The sequence below is a fragment of the Cupriavidus sp. HMR-1 genome (assembly GCF_000319775.1).
Lineage (GTDB): Bacteria > Pseudomonadota > Gammaproteobacteria > Burkholderiales > Burkholderiaceae > Cupriavidus > Cupriavidus metallidurans.
The window spans coordinates 1-17,931 of the sequence record NZ_ANKP01000073.1; the positions used below are offsets into that span (position 1 = coordinate 1).

The 17,931-nt window shown below is 64.5% G+C and carries 19 protein-coding genes and 1 pseudogene; 6 read left to right on the forward strand and 14 right to left on the reverse strand.

The features are described from left to right. The 4 genes and pseudogenes from D769_RS11085 to moaC all read right to left on the reverse strand — a co-directional run. Positions 1–286 (reverse strand): annotated as a pseudogene (locus tag D769_RS11085) (glycine zipper family protein); the annotation flags it as partial. Next, complete coding sequence (locus tag D769_RS30995; protein ID WP_008645045.1) at positions 283–747, reverse strand: hypothetical protein; 465 nt, start codon at positions 745–747, stop codon at positions 283–285. The pseudogene D769_RS11085 and the gene D769_RS30995, both read right to left, overlap by 4 nt. Before the next feature lie 359 nt (positions 748–1,106). Further along, entirely contained in the window at positions 1,107–1,352 is a 246-nt protein-coding gene (locus D769_RS11090) for a hypothetical protein (protein ID WP_152414967.1), read from the reverse strand. A gap of 178 nt (positions 1,353–1,530) precedes the next feature. Continuing rightward, complete coding sequence (moaC, locus tag D769_RS11095; RefSeq protein ID WP_008645047.1) at positions 1,531–2,013, reverse strand: cyclic pyranopterin monophosphate synthase MoaC; 483 nt, start codon at positions 2,011–2,013, stop codon at positions 1,531–1,533. A 163-nt stretch (positions 2,014–2,176) separates the two neighbouring features. On the opposite strand from moaC, the gene D769_RS11100 reads away from it, so the two are divergent. Continuing rightward, positions 2,177–3,868: a M48 family metalloprotease gene (locus D769_RS11100; RefSeq protein ID WP_008645048.1), complete on the forward strand. Its 1,692-nt coding sequence runs from the start codon at positions 2,177–2,179 to the stop codon at positions 3,866–3,868. A gap of 220 nt (positions 3,869–4,088) precedes the next feature. On the opposite strand, the gene D769_RS11105 is transcribed toward D769_RS11100, so the two are convergent. The 4 genes from D769_RS11105 to D769_RS11120 form a co-directional block, all read right to left on the reverse strand. After that, on the reverse strand, positions 4,089–5,039 hold the full coding sequence (locus D769_RS11105; protein ID WP_008645050.1) for a LysR substrate-binding domain-containing protein: 951 nt from the start codon (positions 5,037–5,039) through the stop codon (positions 4,089–4,091). Between the two features lie 111 nt (positions 5,040–5,150). Continuing rightward, positions 5,151–5,864: a 4-carboxy-4-hydroxy-2-oxoadipate aldolase/oxaloacetate decarboxylase gene (locus D769_RS11110; protein WP_008645052.1), complete on the reverse strand. Its 714-nt coding sequence runs from the start codon at positions 5,862–5,864 to the stop codon at positions 5,151–5,153. Then, positions 5,861–6,598, reverse strand: a complete 738-nt coding sequence (locus D769_RS11115) for a PIG-L deacetylase family protein (RefSeq protein WP_008645054.1) — start codon at positions 6,596–6,598, stop codon at positions 5,861–5,863. The genes D769_RS11110 and D769_RS11115 overlap by 4 nt, the downstream gene beginning before the upstream one ends. A gap of 105 nt (positions 6,599–6,703) precedes the next feature. Further along, positions 6,704–7,711 carry a tripartite tricarboxylate transporter substrate binding protein gene (locus tag D769_RS11120; RefSeq protein ID WP_008645056.1) on the reverse strand — a complete coding sequence of 336 codons (1,008 nt, stop codon included), beginning with the start codon at positions 7,709–7,711 and terminating at the stop codon, positions 6,704–6,706. A 100-nt stretch (positions 7,712–7,811) separates the two neighbouring features. Here D769_RS11120 and D769_RS11125 point away from each other — a divergent pair, with 100 nt between their 5' ends. After that, positions 7,812–8,699 (forward strand): LysR family transcriptional regulator, encoded by an 888-nt coding sequence (locus tag D769_RS11125; protein WP_008645058.1) that lies wholly within the window; start codon positions 7,812–7,814, stop codon positions 8,697–8,699. A 68-nt stretch (positions 8,700–8,767) separates the two neighbouring features. Here the strand turns inward: D769_RS11125 and alaC are convergent, their stop codons facing one another. The 4 genes from alaC to D769_RS11145 form a co-directional block, all read right to left on the reverse strand. Further along, the gene (gene alaC / locus D769_RS11130) at positions 8,768–9,985 is read right to left on the reverse strand and encodes an alanine transaminase (protein WP_008645063.1); all 1,218 of its coding nucleotides are present in this window, start codon (positions 9,983–9,985) and stop codon (positions 8,768–8,770) included. Between the two features lie 143 nt (positions 9,986–10,128). After that, positions 10,129–10,530 (reverse strand): hypothetical protein, encoded by a 402-nt coding sequence (locus D769_RS11135; RefSeq protein WP_008645064.1) that lies wholly within the window; start codon positions 10,528–10,530, stop codon positions 10,129–10,131. Between the two features lie 99 nt (positions 10,531–10,629). After that, complete coding sequence (locus D769_RS11140; protein WP_008645065.1) at positions 10,630–11,442, reverse strand: siderophore-interacting protein; 813 nt, start codon at positions 11,440–11,442, stop codon at positions 10,630–10,632. Beyond that, entirely contained in the window at positions 11,439–12,032 is a 594-nt protein-coding gene (locus D769_RS11145; protein WP_051705428.1) for a PadR family transcriptional regulator, read from the reverse strand. Before D769_RS11145 ends, D769_RS11140 begins: the two co-directional genes overlap by 4 nt. A 316-nt stretch (positions 12,033–12,348) precedes the next feature. Here D769_RS11145 and D769_RS11150 point away from each other — a divergent pair, with 316 nt between their 5' ends. Beyond that, positions 12,349–13,077 carry an SDR family oxidoreductase gene (locus tag D769_RS11150; protein ID WP_008645067.1) on the forward strand — a complete coding sequence of 243 codons (729 nt, stop codon included), beginning with the start codon at positions 12,349–12,351 and terminating at the stop codon, positions 13,075–13,077. 57 nt (positions 13,078–13,134) lie between these two features. Continuing rightward, positions 13,135–13,728, forward strand: coding sequence for a 2-hydroxychromene-2-carboxylate isomerase (locus D769_RS11155; RefSeq protein WP_008645068.1), 594 nt, complete (start codon positions 13,135–13,137; stop codon positions 13,726–13,728). An 85-nt stretch (positions 13,729–13,813) separates the two neighbouring features. On the opposite strand, the gene D769_RS11160 is transcribed toward D769_RS11155, so the two are convergent. After that, positions 13,814–15,361, reverse strand: a complete 1,548-nt coding sequence (locus D769_RS11160) for a methyl-accepting chemotaxis protein (RefSeq protein WP_008645069.1) — start codon at positions 15,359–15,361, stop codon at positions 13,814–13,816. A gap of 217 nt (positions 15,362–15,578) precedes the next feature. Between D769_RS11160 and D769_RS11165 the strand changes: the two genes are divergently transcribed. Further along, complete coding sequence (locus D769_RS11165) at positions 15,579–16,727, forward strand: DSD1 family PLP-dependent enzyme (protein ID WP_008645070.1); 1,149 nt, start codon at positions 15,579–15,581, stop codon at positions 16,725–16,727. Positions 16,728–16,752: 25 nt separating this feature from the next. Here D769_RS11165 and D769_RS11170 read toward each other — a convergent pair whose 3' ends face one another. After that, positions 16,753–17,238, reverse strand: a complete 486-nt coding sequence (locus D769_RS11170) for a hypothetical protein (protein WP_008645072.1) — start codon at positions 17,236–17,238, stop codon at positions 16,753–16,755. A 456-nt stretch (positions 17,239–17,694) separates the two neighbouring features. On the opposite strand from D769_RS11170, the gene D769_RS11175 reads away from it, so the two are divergent. Further along, positions 17,695–17,910, forward strand: coding sequence for a hypothetical protein (locus D769_RS11175; protein WP_008645073.1), 216 nt, complete (start codon positions 17,695–17,697; stop codon positions 17,908–17,910). The last annotated feature ends 21 nt before the right edge of the window (positions 17,911–17,931 follow it).

Sequence of the window (17,931 nt, forward strand, 5' to 3'; positions counted from 1 at the left end):
CGCCGCTGCCGCCACCGAATGCCGCGCCGGCCGCGGCGCCGAGCGCAGTCCCGACCACCGTGCTACCCACCGCTGCTGCGTTGGCGTTTTGCTGGGCCGTGGTTCCACCGATCTGCTGGAATGCGAATTGGCGACAGTTGTAGTCGTCACCGCGGAACTGGTCGAACGTCTTGTTGGAGCCTGGCAACGCCATCACCGTAGGCCCGGATGGCATCACCGCGCAGGCTCCCAGGCCCAGCGAGGCTGTCGCGGCCAGGGTCAGCAAGCTCAGGGTACGCAAATTCATGAAGACACTCCGGGGTTAGAGGGATTTGAAGACGACGGCTGCTGTGGCGGCACGCGTTGCCATCCTCCAGGGCAATCCTTGACGTAGGGGTAATAGCCCTCCGGCCGGCTGCAGTGGTACCACCACGCATTGGCGTCGCCGGGCGCGCCGTGGTTGCTCACGTTGCCCTGTTCGACGTATTGCGGAGGCTCGGAAGGGGCGACCGCTGCGGCGGGCGGATAGTAAGGCGGGTAGTAGCCGGGATAGTAGTAAGGACCATAGGGCGCATACCAGCCGGGGCCCCAGCCCCATCCAGGACCCCAGCCCCAGCCCCAACCCGGTCCGACGACGACGCCGACACCAACATGCGCGTGTCCGCCTCCGCCGCCGTGTCCACCGCCGTGCGCCTGCGCGGACGTGCTGACGATCGCCAATGCCGCCGCTGCCACCAGCGCTATCTGGCAAAGCTTGCGCCCGTTCATGATGTACCCCCTGCCTGGCCTGTCTTGCCGTTAACGCGCCTTGTCCTGATCCCGCGTACCGAGGCCGGCGGCGCGCGTCAATCCAATTACATTGAATAGCAATTTGCCTCAGGCAGGGGTAGCCTGGATCATTCCGAAATGTGGCGTTACCTTTATTACGGGCGGGATATGCGGTGACAGGTACGTGGCGGTCCGGTGTCGTGAATCACGATACGTCCACGGTACGTCATGGGTGACATTGACTGCCTTGGCCCGTCCCAAGCTGTCATGGGTGCCGGCTTATGAGCACAAGAAAAAGCCAGGGACGTTTCCCTGGCCTGGTATTCCGGCGCCCATCTCGCCACCCGTGAAGACGCCTTTCAGGCGCCGTCGGTGAATGTGTCTCGCTTGTCAATGGTGCTCGCGCCATCGCTGAACACGTCACGTTTGCCAAGCACACTTGCCCCATCGGTATAGACGTCAAAGCGGGTGGCCTTGGCGCCATCGGTGTACGGATCTGGCGTCCTCGCGCCATCCAGGTACATATCTCTCGGACCATTACCGGCATGGGCCATGCCGGCACCTAGCGCGGCACAAGCGGCCGCTAGCATCAGGAGTGTCTTCACTTTTCCACCTCCCCTCAGGTGGCTGTTGTCCCCGGCGTAAAAACGTTCGTTCCAATATAGGCGCGACGGTAGCGGTGGTCGAATGCAGTTACGACATTAATGTCATATGCGATATTTCAGTGCGGCATAAGCGGCGTCGGTGATCGGGAAGGCAAAGCCCGGCTATGCAGCGGTGTCGTTATGCGGTGCCCGCCACCCAGTCGCCCGACTTGCCGCCATGCTTTTCCAGCAGCTTCACATTCCCCATCACCATCCCCCGGTCCACCGCCTTGCACATGTCGTAGATGGTCAACAGGGCGACCTGCACGCCGGTCAGCGCTTCCATCTCCACGCCGGTCTGGCCGTGGGTCTCGGTGCGGACGATGCAGGCGATTGTCGAACTCGGTTCGTCGAGTGCGAAGTCGACCGCCACCTTGGTCAGGCCAATTGGATGGCAGAGCGGGATCAGGTCGGCGGTTCGCTTGGTGGCCATGATCGCCGCCACGCGGGCGATGCCGAGCACGTCGCCTTTCTTGGCGTTGCCGTCGCGCACCAGCGCGAAGGTCGCGGGCAGCATCGTGATCGTGCCGGTTGCCACGGCGACGCGATGGGTGTTGGCCTTGTTGCCGACGTCGACCATATGGGCTTGTCCGGCGTTGTCGAAATGTGTGAGCTGGCTCATGGCGAAACAGGAGGAAATGTGTGCTGGGGCTTGCCCGATGGGAACGTCATCCGCAGGCCGCTATCATAGCAACATGCCCAAGACCCTCCGGCCTTTCCGCCTGCCAGCCCGGCTGAGTGCTCACCCACTCGCAGCCGCAGCGCCAGCCTCGCGCGCATCACATATGTCGCGTGCGCTTGCCGCCGTGCTGGTGCTGACAATGGCTGCTCCGGCGTGGCCTCAGGGCGTGCAGGGGACGTCCGCAAAGCCGCCGGGCACGACGAGCAGCGCCCCGGCCGCGCCCCCCCCTCCAAGCGACGCCAGCGATCAGGTCTACGACAACCTTAGCCGGAGCGTGCGGGCCGGCCAGAAGTCCGAATTTGGGCTGCGCAGCGCCAACACGGTGGTGGAGAGTTCAGGCAATCAGTTGCCCGATCTTGGTGATCCGTCGACGGCCTCGCTGTCGCCGGACATGGAAAAGCGCCTCGGCGACCGGATCATGCGTGACATCCGCCGGGATCCCGACTATGTCTCCGACCCGCTTATGAACGACTACCTGAATGCGCTTGGTTACAGGCTCGTTCAGGCGGCGCGCCGGCAGAACATCTCGGGCTCGAATGGTTCGGGCACCTTTGCCACCGGTTTCGAGCTGTTTGGCGTGCGGGATCGCTCGATCAATGCCTTTGCCATGCCGGGTGGCTACATCGGCGTGCATACCGGGCTGCTGGTGCAGTCGGAGACCGAATCCGAACTGGCGTCGGTGCTGGGGCACGAAATCGGCCACGTGATGCAACGGCACATCGCGCGCGGCATCACCAATCAGAACCAGTCGATGTGGATCGCGCTGGCCTCGATGGTGCTGGCCGGCCTGGCCGCCACCAAGAGCGGCGATGCCGCGGCGGCGCTGGCGATGGGCGGGCAGGGCGCGGCCGTCGCGAACCAGCTTTCGTTTTCTCGCGGCGCCGAGCGCGAGGCCGACCGCGTTGGCTTCCAGATCATGACGGCGGCGGGATTCGATCCCCAGGGGATGCCCGATTTCTTCCAGCGCCTGCAACGCGTGATGGGCATCTCGGACAATTCCGTCCCGGCCTATGTGCGGACCCACCCGCTGACGTCCGAGCGTATCGCCGACATGCAGGACCGCGTGAGTCACGTGCCGCCGCACAAGGTACCGAACACGCCCGAGTACGAGTTCGCCCGCGCGCGGGCACGCGTGATTCAGGAGCCCACACCGAACGATGTGCGCAACGTGCTGGCCGTCTTCCAGGCCCAGGTGAACAGCAACACGTCGGCGGTGCGACTGCCGGCGGTCTACTACGGCATCGCCTTCGCCAATCAGCGGCTGGGCCGTTTTGCCGATGCCGAGAAGGCGCTTGCGGAGGCGCGTCGCCTCTACGGCAATATCCCGGGTGCGACGTCGGGCAGTCCGATGCTGGATGTGATGGCGGTGGAGCTGGCGCGTGCCGAGGGGAGGACGCAGGATGCGCTGACGCAGGCGTTGGCCACGATGCGCGCGTTTCCGCTGTCTCATGCGGCGGCGCTGGCCTATGCGGACACGCTTGTCGCAGCGAACAAGCTAGACGACGCCGTAACGTTCCTGCGGTCCCGCACGCGCGAGGAAACCAGCCGATCCGAATGGTGGGAGTTGCTCGCGCGCGCCTACGCGGCGCAAGGCAAGCGCCTGCAGCAGCATCAGGCGATGGCCGAGAAGTATGCGATGGATGGCTCGTACCAGGCCGCTATCGAACAACTCCAGATCGCGCGCAAGGCCGGTGATGGCGACTTCTACACGCTGTCCGAAGTCGATGCGCGTCTGCATCAGCTCCAGCTTCAGTTCAAGGAAGAGAAGCAGGACAACAAGGGGATGCCGAACTGATCGGCCCGGGTGATTGGCCCAGGCGTGGGGAGAGGAGAAAAGCCTAGGAGCCGCAATCAAAATGAAGCGAAGCGGTTCTGGCTAGGGTGAAGCAGGGGTTTCGGCTCGTATGCGAGCCGCCTGCGGAACGGCATGTGCCTGCGAGCACATGCGCGCCCTGCAAGGGGGCGGCCGCAGACAGTACAAGTGGACTGGCCAAGGGCGCGCAACGACGCCAGAATCATTTTGATAGTGCCTCTAGCAGCCGTGCCCCGCGCCAACCTCCCGATCGCACCAGACCACGCGCCGTATCGGCCAGCACCACCCGCAGCGCCAGCGCAGCGGGTGACAACTCATCGTCCGACAAACTGCAAAGCAGGTTCTGACGACCTACCTGCGGATCGTCGATCTGCGCCAGGTGAAATCGCGTTTCCGCATCGGGATAGCGCCCCACTGCCGCCCATGGTTGCAGCGTGGTGCCGAAGCCCATGTCGACGGCATCCATCAGCATCGCCAGCGAATCGATCTCCTGCGTGACATGCGGCACAACCTTGGCCCGGGAGAATGCCGCATCGAGCGTGCTGCGCAGACCATGAACACCGGTGGGCATGATCAGCGGCACCTCGGAAAGATCGGCCATGGTCAGACGCGTGGGCGGCTCGGCCTTGCCCTGCGGCAAGGCATTGCGGGACTGAATCAGGAAGAGCGTTTCCTCGAGCAGCGGCATGACCGTCCAGCGCCGCGCGGCATGCGTATCGAACAACACGGCCAGATCGAGCTGGCGCGCATTGAGCATCGCGGTCAGGTGTCCCGACAGGCTTTCGACAATATGCAGTCGCACGTCGGGATAGCGCTCGCGCATCGCGCGAATCAGCGGCACACCGATCACCGAGGCCGTGGTCGGCGCCAGCCCGACACTGACCGTACCGGTCAGCCGCGCCTGATGCGCGGCGCGGCGCGCCTGCTCCGCGTGCCGCAGCGTCAGCTGGGCTTCGTGAAAGAACGCAAGGCCCGCTTCAGTCGGCGTCACGCCGTGTGGCGTCCGGCGCAGCAGGCGCGTGGCCAGTTCGCTCTCGAGCCGGCTGATCTGCTGGCTGACAGCCGATTGCACCATGTCGAGCTCAAGCGCCGCCCGGCTCATGCTGCCGAGTTCGACCACTCGCACGAAGTATTGAAGCTGGCGCAATTCCATCTGTGTCCCCTGGCATCGCTACCGCCGATTCCGGCGGCAACGATCGTCATCTCGTGGGACGTCTTATACCAGATGCGAAACCCGGCGCGCCGAGACGCCGGCTCCGGGGTCTCAGGCTTCGTTGGCGCCGCTGTACCAGTCGACAGTCTGATCGAGGTACACCAGACCCTTTTCAGCCAGCCCCGGACGCATGTTGTACATGTCGACGCCCAGCACGCCGGAGGCCAGCTTCTCGCGCTTGCCAGCTTCCAGCGCCTCCCGCTCGGCCGCCTTCGCGGCGATGTCCGCCGCTTGCGGTCGCGCCACGACGACCACACCGTCATCGTCCGCGACGATCACATCCCCGGGTCGTACCAGCGTGCCGGCGCAGACCACCGGTACGTTGACCGCGCCCACGGTCTCCTTGACCGCGCCCTGCGCGGAAATCGCGCGGGACCAGACCGGAAAGCCCATGGCATTCAGCGTCGACACGTCACGCACACCGCAATCGATGATCAGCCCGCGCGCGCCGCGCGCCTTCAGCGACGTTGCCAGCAGATCGCCAAACACGCCGTCGGTGCAGTCGCTCACCAGGCCCACCACCAGCACATCGCCGGGCTGAACCATTTCCACGGCCACATGGATCATCCAGTTGTCACCGGGATGCATCAGCGCCGTGACGGCACAGCCCGAGATTGCCGAACCGGACTGGATCGGCCGCAGATATGGCTTCATCAGCCCGGTACGGCGCTGGGCCTCATGCACCGTCGCCACGCCGAACTTGCCCAGCGCTTCGACATCACGCGACTCGGCGCGCAGGATATTGCGATAAGCGACGGTTCTCATGCCAGGACCTCCGAGACTTGCGGGAAAATGCGGGCGTAGCCCTCACCGTAGGTAATCTTGCGATCGGAATTGCGCGTTGCCTGCGCGCCCCGCTGAAGCGCGACGCGAGTGTAGTACTCCCACAGGTGCTCCTGCGCGGCCATCGTCGTGAACGCGCGCTGCTTCTTCTCCCAGACCGCTGAGATATCGAGCAGCACATCCGGCTTCCAGTTGCACTGCTCCGGCTGGTGCGGCTCGAACAGGAACACGGGCGGCGCGCCGATCACCGGCACCTCGGGCTTGTAGCCATGCGCCTGGGCGATGATGCGCGCTTCCTGCGCCACGTGAGTGGCCAGTGGGTGGTCGAAGTTATAGATGTCTTCACGCGAGTGCGTCAGCACCAGTTCCGGGCGAATGTCGCGGTAGATGTCGGCCAGCCGCAGCAGCGCTTCGTCGGGCACGCGCAGCGGATAGTCGCCCAGATCGAAGCATTCGAGCGTGCCGCCCAGGATCTCGGCGGCGCGTTCGGCTTCCTCGCGACGCGCGACCTTGACCCGGTCCATCGTCATGCCCGGCTGCCGCCACATCTTCGCGGACTCGCCGCGCTCGCCGAACGACAGGCACACGATGCGCACGTGATAACCACGCTCGGCGTAAAGCGCGATGGCACCGCCCGCGCGCCAGACAAAATCAGCGGCGTGGGCGCTGACCACCAGGATGGAGGGCTTTGCAGCCGATGCTTGTTGTACGGACATGGCAATACGAAAAACGTTTTCGAGAGAATGGGCGCAGTCAGGCGCCCGGATGCGGCCTCGATCGGCCGCTCAGTTGGCCGCTCAGTTGGCCACTCAGTCAGCCCCTCAGTCGGCGGTAATCCCAGCCTTGCGGATCACCCCGGTCCAGGTCGTGGTTTCCGAGCGGATGAACTGGCCGAACTGCTCGGGCGTGCCTGAGACGATCGTCACACCAAGCTGACCAAGCTGCTTGCGCACGTCGGCATCGTTCAACGCGGCGTTGGCCGCCGAGTTCAGCGCCTTGACGACCGGCGCGGGCGTCTTGGCGGGCGCCACGAGTCCCCACCAGACCGAGGCCGTAAAGGCGGGCAGCCCTTCCTCCTTCGAAGTCGGGACATTGGGCAGCAACGCCGAACGGCTGGCGCTGGCCACCGCCAGCGGCCGCAACGTGCCGGACTTGATATGGCTGATCACTTCAAGCGGATTGATCGGCATGAACGTCAGGCGTTCGCCGATCAGGTCGGTAATGGCGGGCGCGCCGCCTTTGTATGGAACGTGCAGCACGTCTATGCCAGCGGACTCCTTGAGCATTTCGCCTGCAAGGTGGCCCGAGCTGCCGTTGCCGGCCGAACCGAAGCTAAGCTTGCCCGGTTCCGCCTTGGCCTGGGCGATCAGCCCCTTCATCGATGTGATGTTCGACTTGGCCGGCACGACCACCACCAGCGATGCCTCGCCAATCCGCGCCACTGGCGCGAAATCCGTGGCCGGGTTGAAGCTGAGTTTGTTGAACAGCGCCGCGTTCGTCGCCAGGCTGTTCGAGGCCATCATGATCGTGTAGCCGTCGGCCGGGGCCTTGGCCACGAAGTCCATGCCGATATTGGTGCTGGCGCCGGGGCGGTTATCGACGATGATCGGCTGCTTGAGTTGCTGGCTCATACGCTGGCCAACCGAGCGAGCCACGATATCGACCGCGCCGCCCGCCGCATACGGCACGACCAGTCGGATCGGATGGTCGGGATACGCGTCGGCGCGGGCCGTCTGGGCGCCGATTGCCAGCGCGGTGGCCAGCATTGCGGCCAGAATCGGGCGGCTCCCGCCCTGCAAAACATGAATACGAGCGAGCCCGCGCAGCATGATGTCTCCAGATGTTATTAATCTCCTGGCACATTCTCGGCGCGGGTCGTGATACTGTCCAATATGTTTTCAGGTGGCTCGTTATTTCGAATTCGTATCAATGGACTTTCGCCAACTTCGCTATTTCGTGGCCGTGGCCGAGGCGCTGAGCTTCAGCGAGGCCGCCCGCCGGCTGCATGTCAGCCAGCCGCCGCTCAGCATCCAGATCAAGGCACTGGAAGATGAACTGGGCAGCCCGCTGCTGGAACGGTCGCGCCATCACGTGGCGCTAACGCCGGCCGGAGAACTGTTCCTGGACAAGGCACGGGCGGCGCTGGCCAATCTCGACGAAGCGCGTGACGTGGTCAGGCAGGTGGCCTCCGGCGAAGCAGGAGAGATACGGGTGGGATTCACGGCGTCGGTGCCGATGCAGGATGTCTTTCCGCGCGCCGTGCACGCCTTCCGCGAGGCACATCGCCATGCCCGGCTTGAACTGGTGCACATGTCCACCGGCCAGCAACTCCAGCAACTCGAAAGTGGCGAAGTCGACATTGGATTCCTGCGTCCCTCACCTCAGTTCCGGCCACCGGCGCGTATTGAAGTGCGGGAAGTCCTGGCGGACCGTCTGGTGGCGGTGCTACCGGTCGGCCACCCGTTGGCGCGATCGAATGAGCAGACAGAGATTGACATCAGTGAACTGTCCGGCGAGAAGTTCCTGCTATTTCCCCGCGGACTCGGCTGCGGCCTGTTCGACCACGTGACCACACTGTGCAATCGCGCCGGATTCGCGCCGAATGTCGCGCAGGAAGCGCGCGAGGCCACCACGATCATCGGTCTGGTAGCCAGTGGTGCGGGGGTGTCGGTGCTACCGGCGATCTACGCGCGCACGGGCATCCCCGGCGTGGCATACCGCGCCATCGCCGGGCCCGACGCAGGCAGCCGCATCCTGATGGCGCATCGCGCGGATGCGCTATCGCCGATCATGAAACGGTTCGTGGGATATTTCTGAGGTTGGGTGTTGCCGATTGCTGGCTCCCCTCTTCCGCTCGCGGAAGAGGGGAAAAAACCAACTGCAGATCAGCCGCCTGGCGCCGTCACCAGCCCATCCGCGCGGAACATCGCCTTGATCCCGCGCACGGCCTGACGGATACGCGATTCGTTCTCGATCAACGCGAATCGCACGTACTCATCGCCGTAGTCACCAAACCCGATACCGGGGGATACGGATACCTTGGCCTTGGCCAGCAGTTGTTTGGAAAACTCCAACGAGCCGAGCGCGCGATAGGGTTCCGGGATGCGGGCCCAGATGTACATCGAAGCCTTTGGAATATCGACTGGCCAGCCCGACTCGATCAGCCCGCGTGCCAGCACGTCGCGGCGCGACTGGTACTGGGCGGCAATTTCCTTTACGCACTGCTGGTCACCCTCGAGCGCGGCGATCGCCGCCACCTGCAGCGGTGTGAACGTACCGTAGTCGTGATAGCTCTTGATACGCGTCAGCGCGGCCACGAGGTCGGGATTGCCGACCATGAAGCCAATCCGCCATCCCGCCATGTTGTAGCTCTTGGACAGCGTGAAGAACTCCACCGCGATGTCCTTCGCGCCCGGCACCTGCATGATCGACGGCGCCTTCCAGCCATCGAAGACGATATCGGCATAAGCCAGGTCGTGCACCACGAAGATGTCGTGCTTGCGCGCCAGCGCAATCACACGTTCGAAGAAATCGAGCTCCACGCAGGCCGCCGTCGGGTTGGACGGGAAACCCAGCACGATCATCTTGGGCTTCGGGTAGCTGCCGCGAATCGCGCGTTCCAGTTCGGCGAAGAAGTCGATACCCGGCGTCAGCGGCACTGAACGGATGTCTGCCCCCGCGATCACCGCGCCATAGATATGGATCGGGTAGCTGGGGTCGGGCACCAGCACGGTGTCGCCACGGTCCAGCGTGGCCAGCATCAGGTGCGCAAGGCCTTCCTTCGAGCCGATCGTGACGATCGCTTCCTTGTCCGGATCGATATCGACGTCATAGCGTTCGCGGTACCAGTGCGAGATCGCGCGACGCAGCCGCGGGATGCCCTTCGACGCCGAATACCCGTGCGTGTCCGGCCGCTGCGCGGCGTCGACGAGCTTGGCCACGATATGCGGCGGCGTGGCGCCATCGGGGTTGCCCATGCTCATGTCGATGATGTCCTCGCCACGGCGGCGGGCGGCCATCTTGAGCTCGGCGGTGATATTGAAAACGTACGGGGGGAGACGATCGATGCGCGCAAAGCGGCGCTTGCCGGAATCGGCAGTCATGTGGAGTCCTTTACGTAAGCGCCCGGAACCGTCCGAGCGACGTCGCGACCGTTGTCTCGGTCGCTGGGGACTGAATTTAGCAAGACGCGCGCGATCGCACAACCAATAAATTGCACGCGTCGAACAACGCGCGTTGCGCTGCGTTACTGGAACATGCCGCTGGGCGGCTGCGTCGGACGATCCGGAGGAAGATGGCGCACGATGCAATCGAGCGCATCGGCATTGGACTTGGTACCCCCCATCGACCCGGCAATCGCGTCGCGATACTGCGGCACATCGATGCGGCTGTAGTAAAGCCTGGAGGTCTGGTCGAGCCAGTAGACGTAGTCGCTGTCGCTATCGGTGGTGCCGCTGCGCAGCCACTCGCCCAGGTTGTGGTTGCCAAGCCGCGTGTCGGCGCACGCATCCTGGATCGTGTTCAGATATTTGTTGAGGCCATGGGCCTCGTAGTTACGCACGGAGTCGGGGGCGCACGCCGCGGTGCCAACAGCGGCGGCGATGGCGGCGGCAACGGCAAACAATGGCGACAGGCGAAGGCGCGGCATGGCAGATCCCTGTGTCGATGAGCGTGGCGATTAGTGTATCCGCGCCACGCCCCTGCCGGAGCCCGCGACGAAAAATTTCAGATGTCGCGATTCAACTCTTCAGTCGTCGATCGTTTCATGCACCGCCGCATTGCCGCGTTTCCAGTAAGCCGATGCGCGAATACGCGACTTGTCGATGCCGCGCTCGCCCACCAGATACTGGCGCACCTCGCGCATCGCGGCGGCCTCGCCAGCAGCCCAGACGTAGCCTTCGCCCTGCGGCAAGCTGAGCCAGCGAAGCGTCGGCGCAAGCTGGCTACCTTCGGGCCGGCCTTCGCGGTGCACCCAGTGCACTTGCGCATTCGGCCCTGTCGCGAGCGGAATCTGCGCCGAGGCATCCGACACCTCCGCCACCACGATCACACGGGCGTCCGGGCCCAGTTCCTCGATACGACGAGCCATGGCTGGCAGCGCGGTGTCGTCGCCGATCAGCAGATGCCAGTCGAACCCGCGCGGGATCACGAACGAACCGCGTGGGCCGCCCACGCCGAGATACTGGCCCGGCTGCGCTTGCGCCGCCCAGGTGGAAGCAGGCCCGTCGCCATGCAGCACGAACTCGATGTCGAGTTCGCGGGCTGTGTTGTCGTATCGGCGGGGCGTGTAGTCGCGTGTCTCTGGCCGGGGCTGCCCTTCCGGAAAACGGATGCCGTCGGCCCCCACTTCTGGCAGCGCAGGCTTTTCCGCACCCGGGGGCGGGAAAAACACCTTGATGTGATCGTCGAACGAGCCCGAGACGAAATCCGCGAGGTCTTCGCCACCCAGTGTCACGCGCAGCAACTGCGGCGATACCCGGTGCGTGCGCAGCACCTTGAGCAGGCGCATCTTGAGCGGATGGCGGACGCGCTCGACTGTCAGATTGCGGTCGTCATTCATGCGTTCTGGTCTCCCGATTCGATGTCATCCGCCGCGCGGCTCAGGATGGCGGCAATCCGGCGCTGCTCGTCTGGAGACACACCGCTGCGAAGCGCCAGCGCCTGCTTGAGTCGCATCCGCGACGCCACGAACTCGGGCACCCATCCGCCCTGCTCGGGCTCGCGCTGCGGCTCGCCGCGCATGGCCCGGCGCATCCAGTCCATCTTGCGCGCCACGTGCTGCAGCCGTGCCAGCATCTGCTCCAGCCGCTCACGGTTCTCTTCCAGATAGGCGCGACCGGCGTCTGCCAACTGGTAGCGCTTCTTGTTGCCCTCGGTATCGACCGTTGCGTAGCCGAGATCCTCCAGGAAGGTCAGCGCGGGGTAGACCACACCCGGGCTCGGCTTGTAGAACCCGCCCGTGCGCGCCTCCAGCGCCTTGATCAGCTCATAGCCGTGTGACGGCTTTTCCTCTAGCAGCGACAGCAACAGCAGTTGCAGATCCTCGGCGCTGAACTTGCGGCCACGGCGCAGGCTTTCGCCATCGAAGCCATCGGAGCCGTCCCAATCCCCACCGCCTCCACGGGACCAGAAGCTGCCACCTCGGCCCATCGCGTGGATCAGCACGCGCAAGCCATCGTGACGCTGCCCGCGCCAATGCCCGTGTCCGCCATGCCGCCCTTGATGACCTTGGCGACCTTCACCCCTACCATCAGAACCAAAGCAGTCCCTCATGATTGCACTCCAATAAGTCTTACGATGCATCTTAAGATATATATCGTACGATATAAAGTCAAGGACGGATTCTCAGGTCATACGGTATGGGATCGTTCCTGTCATAATGCAAGCCACTACGCAAACACCCAGGACACCCAAGGCATTCCACGCAGCACCCTTTCCGAAATTCAACCTGGCAGGAGGAGACACCGTGCCTGAGAAGAAAGCCATCCTCGTCGTCGGCGCCGGCGACGCCACCGGGGGCGCCATCGCCCGCCGCTTTGCCCGCGAGGGTTATGTCGCCTGCGTCACCCGACGCGATGTCGACAAACTCGCGCCACTGGTCGAGCAGATTCGGGCCGAAGGCGGCGAGGCCCATGCCTTTGGCTGCGACGCGCGCAAGGAAGAAGAAACGGTTGCCATGATCGAGCGCATTGAGCGCGATATCGGGCAACTGGAAGTCGCGGTGTTCAATATCGGCGCGAACGTGAATTTCCCGATTCTGGAAACCACCTCGCGCGTCTACTTCAAGGTCTGGGAGATGGCCTGTTTCGCAGGCTTCCTGATGGGCCGCGAAGCCGCGCGCGTCATGGTGCCCCGGCAGCGCGGGTCGATTTTCTTCACCGGCGCCACTGCAAGCACGCGCGGCCGCGAGGGCATGTCGGCATTCTCGGGCGCGAAGCACGCGCTGCGCGCGCTGGCGCAAAGCATGGCACGTGAACTTGGCCCGAAGAACCTCCACGTCGCCCACCTGATCATCGACGCCGCCATCGACACCGCCTTTATCCGCGACAATTTCCCCGACCGCTACGCCACCAGGGCACAGGACGGCATCGTCAATCCGGACCATATCGCGGACACTTACTGGATGCTGCATCAACAGCCACGCGATGCCTGGACCCACGAACTCGATCTGCGTCCCTGGATCGAACACTGGTAATCGCCCTCAAGCCAGCATTGCCAAGAAGCACAAAGCCGGACACAAAGGAGACATGCAATGACCAAGCAGGTGGAATTTTTCTTCGATTTCGGCAGTCCTTACTCGTACCTGGCGTACAAGGAACTGCCTCGCGTGGCGGCGCGTACCGGCGCCACGATCGTGTGGCGGCCGATGCTGCTGGGCGGGGTATTCAAGGCCACGGGCAACCATAGCCCGGCCGAGATTCCGGCCAAGAGCAAGTGGTCGTCCGGCGATACCGAACGCTGGGCCCGGCGCTACGACGCACCGTTCCGGCACAACCCGTTCTTTCCGGTGAACACGCTGACCCTGATGCGTGGCGCGATCGGCTACCAGCGCAAGGGCGACGCCGAGTTCCATCGCTATGTCGACGCGATCTTCAGCGCGATGTGGGAACACGGCAAGAACCTCAACGACCCGAACGAGATCGGCAAGGTGCTGGTGGCGGCGGGATTCGACCCGCGCGAGGCACTGACGATGCTCGACGACCCCGAGGTCAAGGCCGAACTCAAGCAGGTGACCGAAGAAGCCGTGGCACGCGGTATCTTCGGCGCGCCAAGCTTCATCGTCGATGGCGAATTGTTCTGGGGCAACGACCGGCTGACGTTCGTCGAGGAACAACTCGCCAGCTAACGCCACCCGCCCGGGTAAATCCCCCTCGGGCGGCCCCTCAGGCGGCCCCTCAGGCGGCCCCTCAGGTTGCCCCTCAGGCGAACCATCAAGCCGCCAGCTTGAACGTTGTCACGGCAGCGGCAAGCTGGTTGGCCTGGGATTCGAGCGAATCCGCGGCGGCAGCAGCCTGCTCCACCAAGGCAGCGTTCTGCTGGTTCACCTGTTCCATCTGCGACACCGCCTCGCTGACCTGCGAGATACCCGATGACTGTTCGATCGATGCGGCCGAGATCTCATTGACGGTATCGGCCAGTCGCCGCACGGCCACCACGATGTCCTCGATCGTGCTGCCGGCCTGCTCTACCTGCGCGCTGCCGGCGCCCACCTTGTCGACAGACGAATCGATCAATGACTTGATCTCCTTGGCGGCCCCTGCGCTGCGCTGGGCCAGCGCGCGCACCTCGCCAGCCACCACCGCGAAACCGCGACCCTGCTCGCCGGCACGTGCCGCTTCCACGGCGGCATTGAGTGCCAGGATGTTGGTCTGGAATGCGATGCCGTCGATCACGCCGATGATGTCCACGATCTTCTGCGAACTGGCGTTGATCTCGCTCATCGTCTGCACCACGCCGCGCACCACCTCGCCACCGCGCGATGCCAGATCCGCCGCGTCGCGGGCCAAGCCGCTGGCGCGCGTGGCGCTCTCCGCGTTATTGGCCACCGTCGACGTCAATTCCTCCATGCTGGCGGCAGTCTGCTCCAGCGCCGAAGACTGCTGCTCGGTACGCGACGACAGGTCGGTATTGCCCGCGGCAATCTCCTTCGCGCCGGTTGTCACCGCATCGGAGCCCGCCCGCACCTTCGCCACGGTGTCCGTCAGCCCATGCTGCATTCGCGACAGCGCGCGCAGCAATTGTCCGATTTCATTGCGGCCGGCTTCGGGCACCTTGATCGTCAGATCGCCGTCCGCCACGCGCATGATCAGGTCGCACGCCAGGTGCAGCGGCGCCACAACCAGCTTGCGCAGCGCCAGATGCACGACCACGATCAGCAGCACCGACGCCACCATGCCGACACACACCAGGATCAGCACCCGGTTGAAACGGGTGCTGATCCTGGCGATCACGGCTTCCGTGTGCTGCGTGGCGAGCGCCTCGAAACGCTCGACATCAGCCGAGTACTTCGTGCCTGTAGCCGTGATGTCCTTGTCGTTGATCGCCACGAAACCATCGGGATCATCCTTGCGCAACGCTTCGAGTCCCCGTTGCACAGCGTCATTGTGTGCCCGTGCGACAGCGACCATGGCTTCGCGTGTCGAGGCATCCAGCCCCTCCAGGACAGGCGCGTTGGCAAAGCGTTCCAACGCATCGGTGGACTTGCGGATCGACCCTTCCGCATTGCCGATTGCCTCGGCATTGATGCCGCCACCGGCTTTGGACGAGTTGTACGCACGCGTCAGCGCGGCGCGCGCGCGTGTCATGTCCTTGTAGGCGCTGTTAAGCAACTGCACACGCGCCGATACCTGATGCATGTCCTCCGCGGACTCACTGGCTGCGTACAACTGGGTCACGCCCAACGCCGCGCCAAACACGATCATCAGGCCGAAAATCACCAGGGTCGCCAGCAGGCCGTGGCGGATGCTCAGGTTATTCATGGGGCTCAACAGATAAGGGTGCAAGCCCGCCTTAACGACGCCCTCGCCTGAAGCTTGAGCCTATCCATGATCTTCATTTGCGATAGATCAAATGCGGGGCTTGCGAGAGGCTTTTTCAGCACTCCCGGGCGGCGGTATCGCGGACCGTGCTACGCTGTCTCGCGCATCGTGTGGTTCGTATCGCCGGTCCTGCTCCCCAGTCAACCGCCATCTCGCCATGTCCATCGCCTTCGACCTGCCTCCCGCCGCGCGTACCGGCCAGCCCGTAGACGCCATCGACACGCCTTCGCTCGTTGTCGACCTGGATGTCTTCGCCCGCAACATCAGCCGGATGCAGACCGCGGCCGACATGGCCGGCGTCAAGCTGCGTCCCCACGCCAAGGCACATAAGTGCCCGGATGTTTCGGTCGCGCAGATCGCCGAGGGCGCAGTGGGCATCTGCTGCCAGAAGGTCAGTGAGGCCGTGCCGTTCGCGCGCTCCGGCATCCACGACATCCACATCAGCAATGAACTCGCCAGCCCGGCCAAGGCGGCGCTGCTGGCCGAAATGGCCCGGCATGCGCGCATGAGCGTGTGCGTCGACGACGTCGCGCAGATCGACGCGCTGGCCAGTGCTGCCTCGGTGGCAGGCAGCACGGTCGATGTCTTCGTCGAGATCGATGTCGGCCAGGGTCGCTGCGGTGTGCGGGATGCATCCGAGGCGCTGCGGCTCGCGGAGCGCATCGCGAAACACGCGCCACTGAAATTTCGGGGCCTGCAGGCATATCACGGAGGCGTCCAGCATCTGCGCGGCTGGGCCGAGCGTCGTGACGCCGCCGCACGGGCTGCCGAGCGCACCGGTAGTGTCATCGCGCGCCTCGCCGCAGTCGGCGTGCGCTGTGACGTGGTGACAGGCGGCGGCAGCGGCAGCGTGGAGTTCGACCTGACCAGTGGGGTCTATACCGAAATCCAGCCAGGCTCCTACGTATTCATGGACGCGGACTACGGCAGCAATGCCTACACGGGCACGCTGCGCTTCGAACATAGCCTGTTCATCGCCACCACGGTCATGAGCGTGGCGGCGGGAGACCGCGTGATCCTGGATGCGGGACTGAAGTCGATGGCAGTCGATTCCGGGCTGCCGTGGATCTGGGCCGATGGCGCGGCGTCGACGACGCTCGACTACGTGGCGGCCAACGACGAGCACGGCATTGTGAAGCCGCGCCGCGCCGACACCCCCGAGGCGTTGCCCGCACTGGGCAGCCGCGTCATGCTGGTGCCGGGCCATTGCGACCCGACCCTGAATCTTTATGACGAGATCATCGGCGTCCGGGCCGGCGTGGTGGAATGTATCTGGCCGATCAGCGCGCGTGGGCTGAGCCGCTGATTGCCGGAACTGGAGCGCCCGCCCGCTACGCGAGTTGGGCGGCGATTTCGTTCAGATCGGCCCGCGCCCAGATCGCGCCGGTCCAGGCCTCGAAACGGAGATCCGACAAGGGAATCGGCATCAGCGTGCCAAGCCAGTCGGTCGGCGCCGCGCCGCAGCGCAGTCCGTTGGCCACCATCGTCATGGCCTCGGGCACGTCGATTTCCGCCACACGCGTGACGGTCGGCCACGGTACCAGGCGCACGTCCAGCGCCGACAGGCCAAATCGGTAAAGACCAAATCGGGTATGCAACGCCCCGCGCGTCAACGTGTGGCGCGCCTGACCCAGCCCGTCGTCCTTGCTCGCCGACGGGTCCCACTGCTGGTTGCGTGAGAACCAGAGAATCTCCTGCTTGCCCAGGCGCGGCTCCCGCATCAATGCGGCAGCCGGCACGAGACGCCCGGCGCGCGCGATCGCGGCCAGTGGCGTGCCCACCGTGTAGTGCCAGACATAGTCGGGTTGGTTGTTCATGATGCAACTCCTCCAAGCGCCCTGCTCAGTTACCAGACTGGGGGCGGGAAGCCCTGATCACAAGCAAGGTCACGGCTTGTTGCACCCGCAACAAGAATGGGGTCAGACGCGTCCAGCACGGGTGCCACCTCCCTGCAGCCCAGGACTGGCGCGGCTTTCAGGGAAACATCGCCAAGTTGAAAGCCGCGCCGCTGCGTCAAAATTCGAGGGAAGCGTCTAAAACCATAGCACACGGTTTGGTGCATCGCAGCACAATATTCTGATGATTCAGATAATTTGACAGCTTGCCCGACTGGCCCAAAGCGCAAAAAAGACCGATGCCGTCATCGGAATTCTTGGGCCCGATGTCACTGCGAGGACAACCTGGCTGCTTACGCTGCGAAGCGCATCGCGAGTCACGCGACGCGCCGCTGCAAGACAGCAGCGGCCGGCCATACCCCGCACGAGACACCGACCATGATCGACGCAATCCGCACCATCACCCGGGCCCGCACCCGCGGGTGCCTGGCGGCCCTGCTGCTGTGTGCGACCCTTGCCGCCTGTGGCGGCGATGGCGACGGCAGCACTGGCAACTCCGGCACCACGCCACCCACCAGCACCACGCCCGGCGGCACGACACCCGGCGGCGACACTCCCGATTCCGCCAAGCCGCTCATGAAATGCGCGCCCTGAGCACCGACGGACGCTACCAAC